The organism is Cohnella hongkongensis (genome assembly GCF_042654645.1).
GTDB classification, from domain to species: domain Bacteria; phylum Bacillota; class Bacilli; order Paenibacillales; family Paenibacillaceae; genus Cohnella; species Cohnella hongkongensis.
In genome coordinates this window covers 24,366-40,054 of sequence record NZ_JBHSEP010000031.1, presented here as the reverse complement: position 1 = coordinate 40,054, position 15,689 = coordinate 24,366, and the positions used below count along the sequence as shown (strand labels likewise).

Here is a 15,689-nt window from a genome sequence, read left to right as displayed (position 1 = left end):
CGCGCCCGAACGCAGTGTTTTCGTGTGCGCGTGCCGGAGGGACATCGATTCGATCCCCTCGTTGAATGACGTTAGGTTCAAGAGGGTATAAGCAGCGGAGCAAACAAGCGGTCCGTACGAGCGGATAGAGAGAATGGAGCCCTTTTAGTTTAGAGTTTCTTAAAACCATATGCGGAACAACTCATCTTTTCGCGCAAGGAGCGACGAAGGTGCCCTTGCCCTGAATTCGGACGACGACACCTTCGTCCGCCAGCCTGTTCATCGCCGTCTTAACGGTCATTTTACTAACCTGGAATTGCTGCACCATCTCCGCCTCCGACTTCACCAAATCGCCGGGCCGAAGCTCCCCCTTGCCGATTCTATCTTTGATATCGCGTTCGATTCGTTCGTATTTGAAAATACCGTTTTTTTTCTTCATAATCGATCACCCCCATTCTTATTTTTATTTTAAAACATACCAAATTGATTATGTAAAGTATAAAATAAATCAATTATAATTCATTACGTAAGCGCTTGCAAAAAATCGAGAGGAAGGATGAGAAAATTGAGGAGAATATTCAGGTTGTCCAGAATCGGCTTTACGGTCGTACTCGCCTGCATGATTGCCTTCTCGACCGCTTCCGCTTTCGGTCCATCGACGATGTACACTTCCCCGAACACCAATCCTAGCCCGGGGTCGCTGTATCCGCGCGTGCTTACGCTCAAGCACAACGGGATATACAACGGCCGAATGCTGGCAACGTTCGAGAGATACGTTAACGGAACACCGACTTTCCCCATTTATGAAAGCACGAACGGAGGCGTCAGCTGGACGCAGATCTCCCAAGTCGCCGATACCGTGAACGGATGGGGATTGAGGTATCAGCCCTTCCTCTTCGAGCTTCCGCAGGCGATCGGCAGCATGCCGGCCGGCACGATTCTCTGCTTCGGCAACTCGATTCCGAACAATCTGTCGCAAACGAAGCTGGATCTGTACAAGAGCACCGACCGGGGCCAAACGTGGACGTTCGTCAGCTCGATCGCCTCGGGAGGAGCGGCGCATCCGAACGGACAAGAGGATCCGGTGTGGGAACCGTTCGCCCTCGTCTATAACAACAAGCTGATCGTTTATTATGCCGACGAACGAGATCCGAACCACAACCAGAAGCTCGTTCATCAGACGTCGACGGACGGCGTCAATTGGGGGCCCGTCGTAGAGGATATCGCGCTCGGCAACAAACGTCCGGGCATGCCCGTCATCGCCAAGCTGGGCAACGGTAATTATATTTATACTTACGAGTACGGCGGCGCGCCGGAGGCCAATTTCGCGATTTACTACAAAATCTCTTCCAACCCGGAAAACTTCGGAGCGGCCAACCAGCCCGGCACGGTACTCCGAACAAGGGACGGCGTCGTTCCGACCAGCTCGCCGTACGTCACGTGGCTGTCCGGAACCGGACCGAACGGGACGATCGCCGTATCCGCTTATTCCAGCTCGGACATTTACCTCAACTCGGAGAACGGGGCCGCCAACAACTGGACTCGCGTCAGCAGCCCGGTTCCGGGCGGCTATAGCAGGGCGCTGGAGCCGCTGGCCGACCAGCACAGCCTATTTATCATTTCGAGCGGAGCTCTGCCTAACGGCAGCAATCGCAACTCCGTCGTATACGGAAGCTTGGATATCGGAGACGGCAGCCTGATCAAGCGCCTGAAGTCGCATTCGCCGTCCAACTACTTCGTCAGGCACTACGAATTCGCGGCGCGCATCGATCCGGATCCGATCGCGACCATCAACGATTCCAGGTTCCGGATCGTGCCGGGACTCGCCAATTCGTCCGGCGTCTCGTTCGAATCGGTCAACTTCCCGGGCTATTACTTGAGGCATTACAACTACGCGCTGCGATTGGAACGCAAGGACGGCACGTCCCTCTTTAATCAGGACGCTACCTTTAATCGAGTGGCCGGATTGGCGGATTCGTCGAAGTCGTCGTTCCAATCCTACAACTTCCCGACTCGTTATATCCGGCATTACGACTATCAGCTCCGCATCGATCCGATCAGCACCGCGCAGGAGAGAAGCGATGCGACCTTTGAAATTCAGTAGCCGCAAGCCCAACGCCCTCGGCATTCGCTGACAGAGAATCGCGTGCGATAAAAACGGGAAGTGTAAGGCGAGTCTGATGCCTTCACTTCCCGTTCCTCTATTTTGTTCCTGCTACTCCTGCACCCTTAGAGAAACCGCGACCTTAAACAAATCGCCGTCGACGTCAATCGTCAGATCGCCTTCATGAAGGTCCACGATCGATTTCGCAATGGCCAGCCCCAGGCCGGAGCCTTCCGTATGACGGGAAGAATCCCCTCGTTTGAACCTCTCGAACAGCTCCTCCCTATTTTCGCTGATTTCATATTTGGACACGTTCTTAAACGAGATTGTCACATGAGCGCCCGACGTCTGGATCGTAATATAGACGCGCGAGTTTTCCAGCGAGTACTTCAGGACGTTCCCGATTAAATTGTCGAAAACGCGAAACAGCTTCTGCCCATCCACGAAGGCGTATACCGGAGCTTCCATATTGGGCAGCCGGAATTGAAGTCTGGAGGCCTTGATCGCGCTATCGTATTCTGCAAGCGTCTGCTGCAGCAGCTGGACGAGATCGACTTTTTCCTTATTTAATTCGACATTGCCGCTGGCCATTTTCGACACCTCGAACAGATCGTCGATCAGAACCTTTAACCGCTGCGACTTCTGATCGATAATTTCCACATAGGCGATTCTGTTCTCGTCCGAGACCTCCTCCTTCTTCAGCAGCTCGGTATACGTAATGATAGAGGTCAGCGGCGTCCGAAGGTCATGGCTAACATTGGTGATCAGCTCGGTTTTGAGACGTTCGCTCTTGGCTTGTTCATTCTGCAGCTTGGATACTCCTTGCTTTAATACGTTAATGTTTTCCGCAAGCGTGGCCAGCACGGACGTTCCCGACACCCCCAGATCCGGACCCAGCTTGCCGACAGCGAGCTCATTCGTCTTTAACACGATTCGATTAAAGTACCCGATTTTCTTCATCAGGACCATCAGGAGAGGGAACCCAACGGCCGCAAGCAGCACAAGATAGACCGCTATAAAAAAGGGATCCACGATCGTCATTAACGCCGCTAAACCTAAACCGAATACGATCGTTAATACGATAAACAACTGCACCCCGGTGCTCGTTTGGAGAAAAGCGTCTTTCAAGCTGCTCTTAACTTGACGTATTAGTGCCGTTACACTCTGCCAAGCCCTATTTAAGAGTGCGCTGTGCCATTCCTCTTGGATAGACGGCCAGGCCTTCATTCGCGCCGCCATTAGCTTTCCCTGAGCCAGCGTGATCATTAAACCCGCCGATGCCGCCGCCATGGCGATCAACATCCTCCAGCCGGAGTCGAAGGGATTATTCACGACATGAAGGAACCGATCGGTCATGGAAAACAGGAAATAAAGAGTGATCCAGCCTGTCAGGACGATCCCTGCGACACGCACATCGATAGGAAGCTTATTGTAAAAGGACGCCTCACTTTCGACTGCGGCAGGCACAACCCTGATCTTCTTCCTGGCGAAAAGACAAAGGAGAAGAGAAACGATACTCGCTAAAGTATAGGCCCACAACCCCATTTGTTCTTGTTGGTACTTATCGTACTTGATCGAAAGGGAGCTGGACGAGGGCAAATCCTTAGGGACCGCAATCTCCCCCTTGAACGGAATGAGCGAGCCCGCTCGTTGATCGTATGGGCGCAGCCAATAAAAAGACTCCGAATTTTCGGTGGGGATCGAATAGCTCGAAATCGATTTCATGTTCTGGGAGTTCAGCTTGTTTGTCATCGCCTCTCCATCGGCCAGAACGAGATTCGTATAGACCCGATCGGACAGGCTGCTTGTAAAATAATATTGAAGCTGTCCCTTGTAGCTTAGAAAATCCAAGTAATACTGCTCTCTTCCTTGGTAATACTCTTCTACCCTCTTTTCCTTTTCAGCGATAATCTTTGCCCTAGCGTAATCGTCGCTTTTGAAAATCTGAGCGATCTCCTCGATCTTTCGATCTCGTTCCGCCAGGTAGATCTCCGCTGCGTCTGGGTTATTCGCCGATTCGGCTTCATGAATCAGAGGTTCATACTCGTCTTTGAGGATGGTCATTTGATTCGTTAGATTTCCAAACCCGTTGCGATACTCCTCGATCTCCTCTTGCGTTACCGTCAGCGATTGCTTCGCTTTCTCCAGCGGAATATGGTTAAGCTCAAACATGTTGAGATATTGAGCAAAAAGGTCGAGCTCGTGGCGAAATTGCGGCGTGTGAAAATAGTCGCGATGGACGTAGCTCGAGCCGTAAGTGGATACGATGAGAAGCCCGCTCAGGCCGAAGGTAACCAGCAACCCCCACACGCCAAAGCTTAATCTACTTTTCCATTTTGTAGCCAATTCCCCACACCACCTTTAAATAGGTTGGATTTTTCGGATCGATCTCGATTTTCTCGCGAATATTTCTAATGTGGACGGCTACCGTATTTTCCGCGTTAAAGCCCGGCTCCTTCCATACCCCCTCGTAGATTTCACCGATCGAGAACACCCGGCCGGCGTTCGACATCAGAAACTCGACGATTTTGTATTCGATCGGGGTCAGCTTGACCGGTTCGCCATGAACGGTAACTTCTTTGGCCGATTTGTCCAAGGTCAGGCCCTTCAGATCAATCACTTTCTTCATGCCTTCGTAGGAGCCCAGCGTCACATATCTTCTCAGCTGGGATTTCACGCGAGCGACGAGCTCCATCGGATTAAACGGCTTGGTCACATAGTCGTCCGCGCCGACGTGGAGACCCAATATTTTGTCGCTGTCCTCGCTCTTGGCGCTCAGCATCAGGATCGGAATGTTTTTCTTCTCGCGAATCCTGGACGTTGCGGCAATTCCGTCGAGACGGGGCATCATCACATCCATAATAATAAGATGAATCCGATGCTCGTTAATGAGATCCAGCGCCTCAACCCCGTCCTTCGCTTTCAGTACCGTAATGCCCTCATTTTTCAAATAAATCTCGATAGCGTCCCGTATTTCCTTGTCATCATCCACAACGAGCACGAAGAAATTCTCCATCCTTCACTCCACTTTTCCTAAGTCGTCTTTCCATATCTTAATCCTAAGCGGTAAATATGAACATCCGTGTAGGATAATTATGAAGAAGTTATTAAGGTTTTGGGGGGTGCCTTTTCCGTGATGAAATATTCGATGTTTAGCATTCATTCGCTGACTGCATCGCCGAATACCGTGATGATATGCTGGACAATACAAACGCGGCAATGATGGCGATGAGTACGCCGAGTATCCCGAACCAAGTAATGGATGCAAGAGAAACATGGTTAACGATCAGCCCGCCGATTCCTGCGCCGAATGCCATGGCAAGCTGCATCATGGAACTGTTCAAGCTCAGCATGACGCCCGAGGATTCAGGAACGAGCGTAACCAGGTTGAATTGCTGTGCCGGAGCGGATGACCAGGCGGCAAAAGACCAGAGGATCAAAATGGCGAATACGGCAATGACCGACTGTCCGACGAAGGATAGCAAAATCAACGAAATGACGTGAAGCACCATCCCTGCAACGAGTGTAAATAGAATGCCACGTTTATCCGCGCTGTAGCCGCCGACTTTCGACCCTATCAAGCTAGCAATGCCGAACACGAGCAGGGCTGCGCTAATCAATGATTCATCTAAATGAGTCACCTCTAGCAGAAATGGGGAGAGGTAGGTATAGGCGAGGGAATATCCTCCTAACCAGAAAAAAGTAATCGCCAATGCAGCCAAAACCTGAGGTTTTTGTAACAAGGCTAATTGCTTGATCAAACGAACAGGCTTGTCGCCCTGAATACGTGGAAAAACTGCAGCAATGACAAACATGGCCATAACCCCGACAATTGCGATGGCCAGAAATACTGCTTTCCAGCTAAAAGCCGAGGCTATCATTCTTCCGAGCGGGACTCCGACGATGAGCGATGCGGTTAAGCCCATGGTGACGTTTGCGATGGCGCTGGCCTGCTTGCCTGGCGGAGCGATTTTGGCGGCGATGCTGAGTGCGTTAACAGTAACCACCCCCGCGCCTAACGCCGTAACGATTCTCCCCGCAATGAAGAAACCAAAGCCGGACAATATAGATGTGAGCAGATTCGCAGCAATAAAGAAGCCCAGCGAATAAAGGAGGAGCCTACTCCGTTCCATTTTAGCCGTTAGCGCCATTAGAATAGGCGTGCCGATCGCATAGGCAAGAGAATAGACCGTAATGAGCTGACCCGCTGCCGCAACGCTTGTTCCTAATGCCTCTGCGATCCGGTCCAAAATCCCGGAAATGACATAATTAGATGTTCCTACTAAAAAGGTGATCAAGACTAGAATATAAACCTTCCATGTGCTTTTCATCATTCACACTCCTGATGTGTTTTAAATTCCCCACGGCTTCAGGCTAGCGGCTGAAGGAGGGCAACACATTCAATACGTCACTAGTTGCTTTAACAACACATGTTGTATTTGTATGCTATAATAACAACCGAATGGTCCGCAATCATCAATAACCATAAACCGTTGTATAGACAACACCATTTCTATCATGTCGTTTTACTGGGGGGATCTTAACCATGACAATTCAAAAGAATCAAGCCGATCCTCGTGTGATACGTACACGGCGGCTCCTTCAAGACGCTTTTGATTCCTTAATTCAGGAAAAAGATTTTGAATCGATAACCGTTAGAGATATTGCAGAGCGGGCTACTGTTAACAGAGCGACTTTTTATGCGCACTTTGTAGATAAATTCGAAATTCTTGAGGCCAGACTAATGGAATCATTTATGACGATCATGAATCGTAAAATAAGCGGTCATGAAGGTTTAAATGAAGAAACCATTCAGAGTATTTTTCTTGGGTTATGCGAATTTCATAAGGAGCTAGGCACTCTATGCAAAAAAAGAAATACATCGCTTGTACCTGCATTCGAAATTCAAATAAAGAAACAAATTCAAACGATACTTCTTTCTTTTATAGACAAAGACAAGATGCTGCCGACTCCAAACACGCCATTTTTAATAAATACAGCTTCTATCCTGTTAAGTTGGGGGATGTATGGTGCGGCTTACGCTTGGAACAATGAGGGGCGTCTAATAAGTGCGGAATCATTCGTTGAGCAGACTATGCCTTTAGTGATGAACGGAGCCAAAGAACTGCTGGGATAGGTCCTGTCGCTATTCTCTGCCCCTCATGTTACATAAAAAATCACCAAACCCGAAAGGGGATTGGTGATTTTTTATGACGCCGCTGCACGTGAAGGTCTGGAATTTGCCATGGAAGAGCAACAAGTTCGCCCTGTTCAACTTCGGCTTCCACGGTCTCTAACTCAAGAACAGCTTGCCGAGAGCATCGGAGTCTCCGATGCCTATATTGGCCAAATCGAAAGAGGCGAGCGCTCCCCTACTCTGGAAACTCTCGTTAAAATAGCTAGTCGTTTGGGAGTCACGATCGATTATCTCCTGCATGACTCCCTCGTACCGGGCGATGATAACGTTATCGACCAGATCAGGCAGCTGTTTATGAACCGTTCGGCCAAAGAGAAACAGATGGCATTAGATGTGATAAAGGTGATGTTTTATGATGTTATTTTATGCTCTTCGCTTCTTCCCCGGACTCCACTTCCCCCATCTTCTTAGCTTGTCCTCTAGAAGTGCTCCATGCCAGTAGTCCACCCGAAATTGATCGGCTTCTTTCCTTGCCTCAACAGTTAGATCCGAGGCTGTTACAAGCAGGGACAGGATGCAGTCATGGTTTCTTTTCGCCGTATTTAACTCGCGAATGACATTAGAGCCAACTTTATTTCCGTCCGAATAGCATTTCGCTTGAACCGCCTTTTTCTCGCCTCTCTGGTCAATAATAACGAGATCGACCCCGCCATCTTTCCCTCCAACACCAACTTCATGTACGACATACCCATTATCACGGAAATATAAAGCAAGAAGACGCTCGAATTCAGCCCAGCCCAATTGGTTTAACGGAAGCGAGAGAATCACCTCGTCCGGGCGACAGGCATTGGATTTTCTCTGGTTTGAGCCCCCGTTCCTATTAGATGTCGAAACGCTTCTCTTAGCTGCAGGCTTACGCTTTCTCTTCCTCTGTTTTTTGGCAGGTTGCAGCAGGCCTGCTATGGCCCCAAGTACGATTACACCGATTAAAAACCATATAAAGGCGGGCGGAATTGGAAATTCCAGTCCTTCAAATGAGATCGCCTCGAGTCTCATGAGTTGTCTCCTCCGATTTTAGTTTTTTGATAAACGGAACATCCGCCGGAGCCCATTCGAACTTCGCCAGCTCCCTCTTCTCCACCCATTGGCACTCCTCGTGATCGACCAGCCGAATGTCGCCTCGGATGTATCTCGCCTTATAAGCGATCAATCGAATCTGTACCGCTCCGTAATCGTGCTCATTCACCCCGAATCGCTCGTACGGCTCGATCTGAATGTTCATTTCTTCCTTCAGTTCCCGGATCAAGCAAGCCGCTGGAGACTCGCCGGGCTCCAATTTGCCCCCCGGGAACTCCCATAATCCCGCTTGAGATTTCCCTTGCTTGCGCTTAGCGATCAGAAGCTTCCCTTGCTCGTTCTCAATAATAGCCGCGGCTACTTCAATCATGTTGTTCACCCTCTAGGACTAGCCCATTTAATCGATTGGCTTGGTCCAAATGATAGTCGTCCCAAGTGAGCTTAACTTTCCCCCGGCGCCGCTTTTCTCTCCATTCGCGAAGCTCCTCTTCCGAATCCAGCCGAAGCTCGGCGATCTCCTCTGCCCGATTAAAGATGTACTCCGACGTGAGCAGAACCTTCTGGATCCCGTGACCGCCCGGCAGGATCGGCCTGCTTCTGCGCGTCCACTCTTCCACGTCAAACCTGACGTACAGCTCAGTCGTCGCTTTTCTCCGGGATGGAATTTCTTTAATCTGCTCCCGTGGGAGAACGCTCCACGCTTTAATCCGACCGTACAGGAATACGCCCGCATTCTGCCGTCCAAATTTATCGATGGATTGGTATATCGCCACGGTCTCCAGCTTCGCCAAATCCCCATGATTGGCAAAACGGCTTAGAGGGACGTGATAGAATCGATGCTCCTGCAGCTCGCGCAATTGATCCTTATGGCTAAGCGGACCGACGAGCACCGTCTTCCCGGCTAACTGTTCGGCGTAATAGTCCTTCGTTCCGCTGGGCTGCGTGGCGCGCTCGAACGCCTTCTCCGGACTATCCAGGATCAGTTCGTCCAGGAATCGTTCGACGAGCGAAGTCGCGCTAGGCAAGAACGGGAGTGCCCCGACGTTCACAAGCTCGATACTGCGGTAAAAAGGATGCTCACGATACTCTTCCTCATTCGGGTACGGAAAAAGGACATAAGCCCCGAACATCGTGCGTTCGAATTGCCGACGATCACCATTCGATTCATACACTATAGCGTCTCTATAGCGATGCATCGTATTGATGTCCTCTTCTTGAGGACCCGGCGTCCCATAGTCTCTCTTATAGGGTGTGCCTTCGTACGCCGGATTAATTCTGTACTTGGCGTCGAATACGTACTTATATTCCATGGCAGAATCCTGTTTCTTAAGCGTGAGGATGTTGTCCGGCCTTTGCGATACCGTCTGGCTCCGGTCACCCGCTGGCAAGGCGTTATAGTACAAGGTAAACACTTCACCATTGCGCGGATTCCGATAGACCATTCGTGCGCTCTGCGTCCGATCCAACGTTACGAACAGCCCGCCCCGGTTTAGCTTGATCGCGTTCTGCTTCACCAGCTCGTATTTCCGGCTTAGCAAATCGTGGATTTTCAGGAAACACCAATATTCGTATAGCTGGGCCAGATCTTTCATCGATAACCGGAACAGATCGTTTTGAATGGAGAGTCCCTTCATCAACATCAGATAGCCCCGGTACACCTCGCGATAGCCGGGAGCCATCTGCAGCACCAACGATATCGTGAACTGGCTAATCTCACCTACCCGAAGAAAGTCAAACTTCAACAGACGTTGCAATTCCGACTGCATCCGGTTGAGCTTGCCCTGCAATATAGGATCGTTCGAGCGTCCCTTCTTGTGAGTCAGTTGCTTGATGCTTTTCAAGCGTTGTTGAATCCGAAAAAGCACCCACCGGACGAACCGGTTCTCGGGCGTATCATAGTCCACATGACGTTTGGTCTCCAGAACGTGGGTCGGTATATAGCTCTTATGGCGTATTCGAAAAAGCCCCTGCCCTTCGACCTGCGCAAGCAAGTGCGGACGTTTCGATAGGAATGCAATGTTGGCGTGTCCCGCTTTCTTTACCCGCGCCGAATCGACCACTCGGTTTTCTACGTGAAGCCGGTGATGCGGAGCATGTTGAATCCATTCCACTTGGCGAACGAGTTGTTGGAACATCGACTGAAGAATCACGAAAAATTCGGTCAAGCTCTGATTGGTGGTCTCTTTTAACCCCGTCAGGTTGTACGTCTTACGCAAAAAATCGAAGGATAGGTTGTAGATCTGCTCGTTCACATCGCGGAGGATGGCTTCGTAATCCTTTTTGTAGTCGATTTTCGAAGGGAAGATCTCCAACTGCAGGCGAAAGACGGGCTCCCCGTGCAACCGAAGCTCCAACTCGGTATACCCGACTTCGTTCTTAAAGTTCAGAACTCCCGACAATAGCCGTTTGCCCTTGAGCAGTACGGATTCGCGCAGCGAAACATTATCGTGGTGAAAGGTTAACGGGATATCCGGCTCCAGCTCGACGACCAACTCGTAGTCTTGCGTTTCGTAGAAGAGCGGCGGACTCGTCTCCCCCTGTTCCCATTCGATCAACCGTTCCGCTTCGGGCGAGTATCTGGCTACTGAGCGAATCTCCAACCCCGATTTCAACGATTGCGGCTGCATTCTTGCTTTTACCCATTCGGTCTCTTGACGATGTAGCTGCAACGTCTCGACCGTCGGATGGAACGGCTTCCCTTGCAAATAGAGCTGAAACCAGTTCGTCTCGATATGAATCAATTCGACCGTTCGATTAAGAGAGCCAGTAGGAGGTAAAGCCATCCTCGTCCAACCTCCGTAGCATAAAGACGATTTTGTTCGCGCTTTGTGGGTATTTGGCGGACTCGACCGTCTTGGCCAGGTTGCTCCACAGCTCGGAAGCATCGTCCTCGAGCTCGCCTTTATTGAGCTTCTTGCCAAGCGCGATCTCGAGCAACTGCAGAAGAACGCGCTTCACCGATCGGTTGCTTCCCTGGATACGCGGCAAAATTTTCTGCAGCAGCTGATAGTCGAGCGCTTCATCGTTCGTTAACAATCCGGCCTGTTCGTTGTAGAGCAGGTAGAAGCAAATCGCATCCCGGATACGGAACCCGACATGGGAATGGATCTGCTCGAGAATATCGTTGATTCGGACCAGTTCGCTGGTCGCTTTTTCGATTAATGGGATATTCGAGCCCTGATACGCATCAACCAGTTGCATATAATCCGCGCGTAAGAACGCATTCGGTGCCGGCTGTGTAAGAACTGAATTCGCGCTTGGTGATGGATACACATCCAATTGGATTTCGTTAAATTCGATCGTGTTCGCCCGGTCGAGCACCTTTTTGCTGAAGGGATGGGTCGTTTCGTCCATGTTGACGGTGCCGATCAGGTACACGTTGTCCGGAATGTGAAGTCGACCATACTTGGACCGGTCCTCCTCATTCACGAGAGCGGATGGGCGTATGAGCGGATCGGTAACGATGCGGTCCTCTTGCCGTTTCTGCGTCTCCAGGATGCTCAGCATATCACTAAAATAGTGCTCGACCCGTGCCAAGTTCATCTCGTCCAAGCAGATAAAATATGGCTTGTCCCGATTGACCGGATCAGCTGCTTCTACCAGCACGTCCGTAAGAGGACCCGGGCGAAAACGATCGCTGAGGTCTTTGTAACCGATCAGATCAGACGGGTCGCTCCAGTCGGGCCTGACCGGGATTAAAGTGTATTGACCGTTGTCGCTTGTTGCACCGATGGCCTCAGCGAAGAGCTGAACGAGCTTCGTTTTCCCGGTGCCCGATACGCCCGCCAAGATGACGAAGGGCTTTGTTTTCAAGGACAGGTAGAAGTTCTCGATCAGATGATCGGGAAAAGAAAAGCCTCGTTGTCGGATGTATGCTTTCACGGCGTCCAGTCTTTCGCTTGCACTTAAGTTAGGCATGGGCGGTTGTATGGTAGGCACGCTGGATTGCTCCTGACCGTCATTGGATTGAAGAACCAATTGGACATATTGCTTGTAGTTGTCGACCAAGTTTTCCAGATCAGCGGATAGTTGCTCCTCTGCCGGCAGATTGTCCCGGTCGTACTTGTAGTAAGCGACTGTTGATACTTGGTAGTCGTAGCCTAATCCGTCTGATGTGAGATGTATTTCTTCATCCTTTTGGAGACCCTCCAGCGGAATCATCGCTCGAATCTCTTGAACTTTATTACGCAAGTATTTGTGCGCTTCGGCTTTGCCTTTTTTGTTTGGCTCTGTGACTCCTTGCATAAGCGTGAGGTATACCGAACTCATATCCTCAGAAAATAGATAAACGATATATTCCCCTTGTTGTGTAGTTTCCGTAATTCTACGATCCATAATTGCGATCCACGGAATCCTTGCCCAGGTCCCCATGCCGACGGAAGCCTGAACCTTTAAGTTGGAATCATCCTTAATAAATGAATACTCCCGTATGCCTGTGGGGATCTGATGACGTACGTATTGGCCAAGCGAGTTATTTTTTAGCGGCTCCCGTTTCGCCGCCGTGTACTTAGTAAGCACGTTCAAGAGTGCTTCTCTTATTGTAAAATCCGAGGAATGACGCTGTTGGTGATACTGAGCCAATTCATGTGTGGCATGATCGTACAATTCGATGAACACTTCCTGATTCCATGTGTTATACAGGCGTTCCTTTAACCCAATGCTCTGTTCTTGCGGATTTACATCAAGGATGCTATTCAGCGCCGAGATAGGCGAGTAAATAATTTGGGTGATGTGCGTCATCGTGACATCAGTCCAACGAGGAATGTTGTTTACAGGCGAATCGACTGGCTCCCCACGTCTTTCCCGTTCTTGCAGGAACGCCAAAAAGCGGGCCTTCACGTTCTCAAGTGAAACCTCGCGCTGATTCGTTTGGCTCATTTCTTGCAATAGAGCGATGATGAGCACCATCTTGTACGACTTCTGCTTATGAGTGAAAATACCGGACAACTCGGCTGGTAAGCTCATGAAGAAACCACCTTGTCTGGAAGATGTAGGATTAGACAATATACCTACAAGTTCGACAAGGTGGTTTGGGGTTCCTGCTTTATACTTTTTCAATACATGTTGTATCAGGTCATCAAGACGTGATACCTATCCCTCTGAAAGATATCTGAGTCTAACCATCTCTTATTTTACTCTTTCACAAACTCGAATATCTCAGAAACATTGTCTACATTCAGAGCATGCATTATTTTGTCCAGGTTTTCTGGAGACCAATGCTTAGCTTTATTTTTCACCATATCATCTATGGTATTCCAACGAATACCTGTCATTTCACTAAGTTGCTTTGTATTTATCTTATTCTCTTTCATGAGTGACTCTAGCTTTAAAATTAACAATTGAAACACCTTCTGCCCTTTGAGATAAAAGTAATTTCAACGAATTTAGTTGATTTTCAACGAAAATCGTTGTATTATCAAAAGAGAGCTCCTTGGCTCCATATTGACAATTAGGACGAAGTCTGACCTTATAATGAGTTACTATATCTTTATGCAGTTAAGTTTTACTAAAGATATTTTGATTGTGGTACTTTATATAATCATTATTTATATTATGAAGAGGAGCAACAATGAATGAGTTTGTACTAATAGGGATTCCTCCTAGATCCAAAAGTACATGATGATTGGGACAAACACACATCATGTTTTCTAGTACATCTGGCCCAAAATGGGGCTCGCCTAACGGTTTTATATGATGGACTTCTGAATAATAACTTTTTTCTCTAATCTCAATTTTCACACCACACAATTGACAGGTATTATCGTATATTTGTTTTATTTTCTCTACAAATAATCTATTTCTTAACCGAACAGATACTTTTCTTTTATTCGAAATAATTTCATTGTTAATGTCAAAAGATTTAGAATCTTTATTACAACTTCCAATTACTTGTTTGTATTTAGGGTCAGTTGAAATACCTCTGGGCACATGTAAATCATACCCATGTTGTAAATGAGGAGACGAAATATATTCTTCAACTGAATCAAATAATAAATATCCATGCATGTCAAAGAGAGCACCAGGAAAATCTCTTAGATGATGGTACCACTTACCGTCTGATCGGTATAACGCATGTTTTGCCCCTACTCCCCAAGCATAATTAAGTGTTCTACCATTAATAGGTTTCAACTGTGCACCTCCAAGAAAATAATAACTCACAATTATAATAGTGGGTATATTCATTTAGAAATTCAATTCCATTTAATGTTCTATTCAATTATAATTAACTGGTTATAATAACATACAAGCAGGTGTAATTACAATGAAAAGAGAACTGCGATTGCTAATAAACAAGTGCAAACCAACCTTCACAACAAAATATGGATACGCATTATGCGGTGATTCATTAAAATTGCTAGAGAAAATACCGAAAGATTCTGTAGATTTAATAATGACTTCTCCACCATTTGCGCTATCAAGGCCTAAAAAATATGGAAATGAACCTCAAGAAGGATATGTAAATTGGTTTATTGAAAAGACAGCTGATCATCTACTTAGAATCTTAAAGCCAACCGGAAGCTTAATTATCGATATCGGGGGTAGTTATAAAAAAGGGGCTCCTGTTCGTTCGCTTTACCATTTCGAACTTGCTATAGAACTAGTGAAAAAAGGGTTTCATCTTGCCCAAGAGTTTTATTGGTTTAATCCGGCAAAAATGCCTGCCCCTATTCAGTGGGTGAACATAGAACGTATTCGGGTAAGAGATTCCGTTAATCCAGTCTGGTGGTTTTCAAAATCGGAGAAACCAAAAGCTGATAATAAAAAAGTATTAAAATCTTATACCAAAAGTATGAAGCGATTATTAGAACGGGGCTATAATGCAGGCCCTAGAGACTCAGAACATGTTGTTGGACATAATTGGTCGGTTGATAATAAGGGGGCAATTCCAGAAAATCTCTTTATATCTGCATGGCCTTTTACCCAAGAAGTCGTTGACAACGATGGAGTCCATAATTTACTAGCAATTCCAAATACAGTATCTAACGATGAATACTCAAGAAGATGTAGGAAATTTGAAAGGCACAAGCATCCTGCTCGGTTTCCTATTGAGCTGCCTGATTTTTTTATAAAATTTCTGACAGAACCAAGAGATGTAGTTTTTGATCCATTTGGAGGCAGTTGTTCAACTGGAAAAGCTGCAGAAGATTTAGGAAGGAGATGGTTCACTTGCGAGATAGATCCCTATTACGTGGAAACTTCACGTCTTCGTTTCTTCCCTACATTACATACAATTACCGGGAAAAAGAGAAGCATGAAAAAAAAGAGAGGAATAAAAGCACCTACAAGATCGGCTAAGAAGGCCTTGAAAAGGAATAAAAAATATATTGGACGGTTATCGAATGGTATTTATTAATATTCTCAATTGTTACTCCTCATTTCATCATTACAAGC

14 protein-coding genes are annotated in these 15,689 nt (G+C 47.8%); 4 read left to right on the top strand and 10 right to left on the bottom strand.

Translation table 11 applies throughout. The features are described from left to right. Window positions 1–181: 181 nt before the first annotated feature. Window positions 182–418, bottom strand: coding sequence for a GntR family transcriptional regulator (locus ACFO3S_RS26590; protein ID WP_378102443.1), 237 nt, complete (start codon window positions 416–418; stop codon window positions 182–184). 144 nt (window positions 419–562) lie between these two features. Between ACFO3S_RS26590 and ACFO3S_RS26585 the strand changes: the two genes are divergently transcribed. Further along, entirely contained in the window at window positions 563–2,083 is a 1,521-nt protein-coding gene (locus ACFO3S_RS26585; protein WP_378102441.1) for an AbfB domain-containing protein, read from the top strand. A 111-nt stretch (window positions 2,084–2,194) separates the two neighbouring features. Here ACFO3S_RS26585 and ACFO3S_RS26580 read toward each other — a convergent pair whose 3' ends face one another. From ACFO3S_RS26580 to ACFO3S_RS26570, 3 genes are all read right to left on the bottom strand, one after another. Next, a complete protein-coding gene (locus ACFO3S_RS26580; protein WP_378102438.1) occupies window positions 2,195–4,429 on the bottom strand; it encodes a sensor histidine kinase in 2,235 nt (744 codons plus the stop codon). Next, on the bottom strand, window positions 4,407–5,099 hold the full coding sequence (locus ACFO3S_RS26575) for a response regulator transcription factor (RefSeq protein WP_378102436.1): 693 nt from the start codon (window positions 5,097–5,099) through the stop codon (window positions 4,407–4,409). Before ACFO3S_RS26575 ends, ACFO3S_RS26580 begins: the two co-directional genes overlap by 23 nt. A 136-nt stretch (window positions 5,100–5,235) precedes the next feature. Then, entirely contained in the window at window positions 5,236–6,414 is a 1,179-nt protein-coding gene (locus ACFO3S_RS26570; RefSeq protein ID WP_378102433.1) for an MFS transporter, read from the bottom strand. 215 nt (window positions 6,415–6,629) lie between these two features. Between ACFO3S_RS26570 and ACFO3S_RS26565 the strand changes: the two genes are divergently transcribed. Further along, a complete protein-coding gene (locus ACFO3S_RS26565) occupies window positions 6,630–7,220 on the top strand; it encodes a TetR/AcrR family transcriptional regulator (protein ID WP_378102431.1) in 591 nt (196 codons plus the stop codon). A 63-nt stretch (window positions 7,221–7,283) separates the two neighbouring features. Then, window positions 7,284–7,691, top strand: a complete 408-nt coding sequence (locus tag ACFO3S_RS26560) for a helix-turn-helix domain-containing protein (protein WP_378102430.1) — start codon at window positions 7,284–7,286, stop codon at window positions 7,689–7,691. On the opposite strand, the gene ACFO3S_RS26555 is transcribed toward ACFO3S_RS26560, so the two are convergent. The 6 genes from ACFO3S_RS26555 to ACFO3S_RS26530 form a co-directional block, all read right to left on the bottom strand. Then, window positions 7,644–8,276, bottom strand: coding sequence for a restriction endonuclease (locus ACFO3S_RS26555; protein WP_378102428.1), 633 nt, complete (start codon window positions 8,274–8,276; stop codon window positions 7,644–7,646). The genes ACFO3S_RS26560 and ACFO3S_RS26555 overlap by 48 nt on opposite strands. Continuing rightward, window positions 8,251–8,667, bottom strand: a complete 417-nt coding sequence (gene mutT, locus ACFO3S_RS26550; RefSeq protein ID WP_378102426.1) for an 8-oxo-dGTP diphosphatase MutT — start codon at window positions 8,665–8,667, stop codon at window positions 8,251–8,253. Before mutT ends, ACFO3S_RS26555 begins: the two co-directional genes overlap by 26 nt. Next, window positions 8,660–11,080: a DUF2357 domain-containing protein gene (locus ACFO3S_RS26545; RefSeq protein ID WP_378102423.1), complete on the bottom strand. Its 2,421-nt coding sequence runs from the start codon at window positions 11,078–11,080 to the stop codon at window positions 8,660–8,662. The genes mutT and ACFO3S_RS26545 overlap by 8 nt, the downstream gene beginning before the upstream one ends. Further along, window positions 11,052–13,262 carry an McrB family protein gene (locus ACFO3S_RS26540; protein ID WP_378102421.1) on the bottom strand — a complete coding sequence of 737 codons (2,211 nt, stop codon included), beginning with the start codon at window positions 13,260–13,262 and terminating at the stop codon, window positions 11,052–11,054. The genes ACFO3S_RS26545 and ACFO3S_RS26540 overlap by 29 nt, the downstream gene beginning before the upstream one ends. 167 nt (window positions 13,263–13,429) lie before the next feature. Continuing rightward, on the bottom strand, window positions 13,430–13,636 hold the full coding sequence (locus tag ACFO3S_RS26535; RefSeq protein ID WP_378102419.1) for a helix-turn-helix domain-containing protein: 207 nt from the start codon (window positions 13,634–13,636) through the stop codon (window positions 13,430–13,432). A 157-nt stretch (window positions 13,637–13,793) separates the two neighbouring features. Next, entirely contained in the window at window positions 13,794–14,426 is a 633-nt protein-coding gene (locus ACFO3S_RS26530) for an HNH endonuclease (protein WP_378102416.1), read from the bottom strand. Window positions 14,427–14,559: 133 nt separating this feature from the next. Between ACFO3S_RS26530 and ACFO3S_RS26525 the strand changes: the two genes are divergently transcribed. Next, entirely contained in the window at window positions 14,560–15,651 is a 1,092-nt protein-coding gene (locus tag ACFO3S_RS26525; protein WP_378102414.1) for a DNA-methyltransferase, read from the top strand. The last annotated feature ends 38 nt before the right edge of the window (window positions 15,652–15,689 follow it).

Excerpts from the sequence above, each read along its gene's own strand:
- ACFO3S_RS26590 (WP_378102443.1), bottom strand. The coding sequence starts at position 418 with ATGAAGAAAAAAAACGGTATTTTCAAATACGAACGAATCGAACGCGAT.
- ACFO3S_RS26575 (WP_378102436.1), bottom strand. The coding sequence starts at position 5,099 with ATGGAGAATTTCTTCGTGCTCGTTGTGGATGATGACAAGGAAATACGG.
- ACFO3S_RS26570 (WP_378102433.1), bottom strand. The coding sequence starts at position 6,414 with ATGAAAAGCACATGGAAGGTTTATATTCTAGTCTTGATCACCTTTTTA.
- ACFO3S_RS26565 (WP_378102431.1), top strand. The coding sequence starts at position 6,630 with ATGACAATTCAAAAGAATCAAGCCGATCCTCGTGTGATACGTACACGG.
- ACFO3S_RS26555 (WP_378102428.1), bottom strand. The coding sequence starts at position 8,276 with ATGAGACTCGAGGCGATCTCATTTGAAGGACTGGAATTTCCAATTCCG.
- mutT (WP_378102426.1), bottom strand. The coding sequence starts at position 8,667 with ATGATTGAAGTAGCCGCGGCTATTATTGAGAACGAGCAAGGGAAGCTT.
- ACFO3S_RS26545 (WP_378102423.1), bottom strand. The coding sequence starts at position 11,080 with ATGGCTTTACCTCCTACTGGCTCTCTTAATCGAACGGTCGAATTGATT.
- ACFO3S_RS26540 (WP_378102421.1), bottom strand. The coding sequence starts at position 13,262 with ATGAGCTTACCAGCCGAGTTGTCCGGTATTTTCACTCATAAGCAGAAG.
- ACFO3S_RS26525 (WP_378102414.1), top strand. The coding sequence starts at position 14,560 with ATGAAAAGAGAACTGCGATTGCTAATAAACAAGTGCAAACCAACCTTC.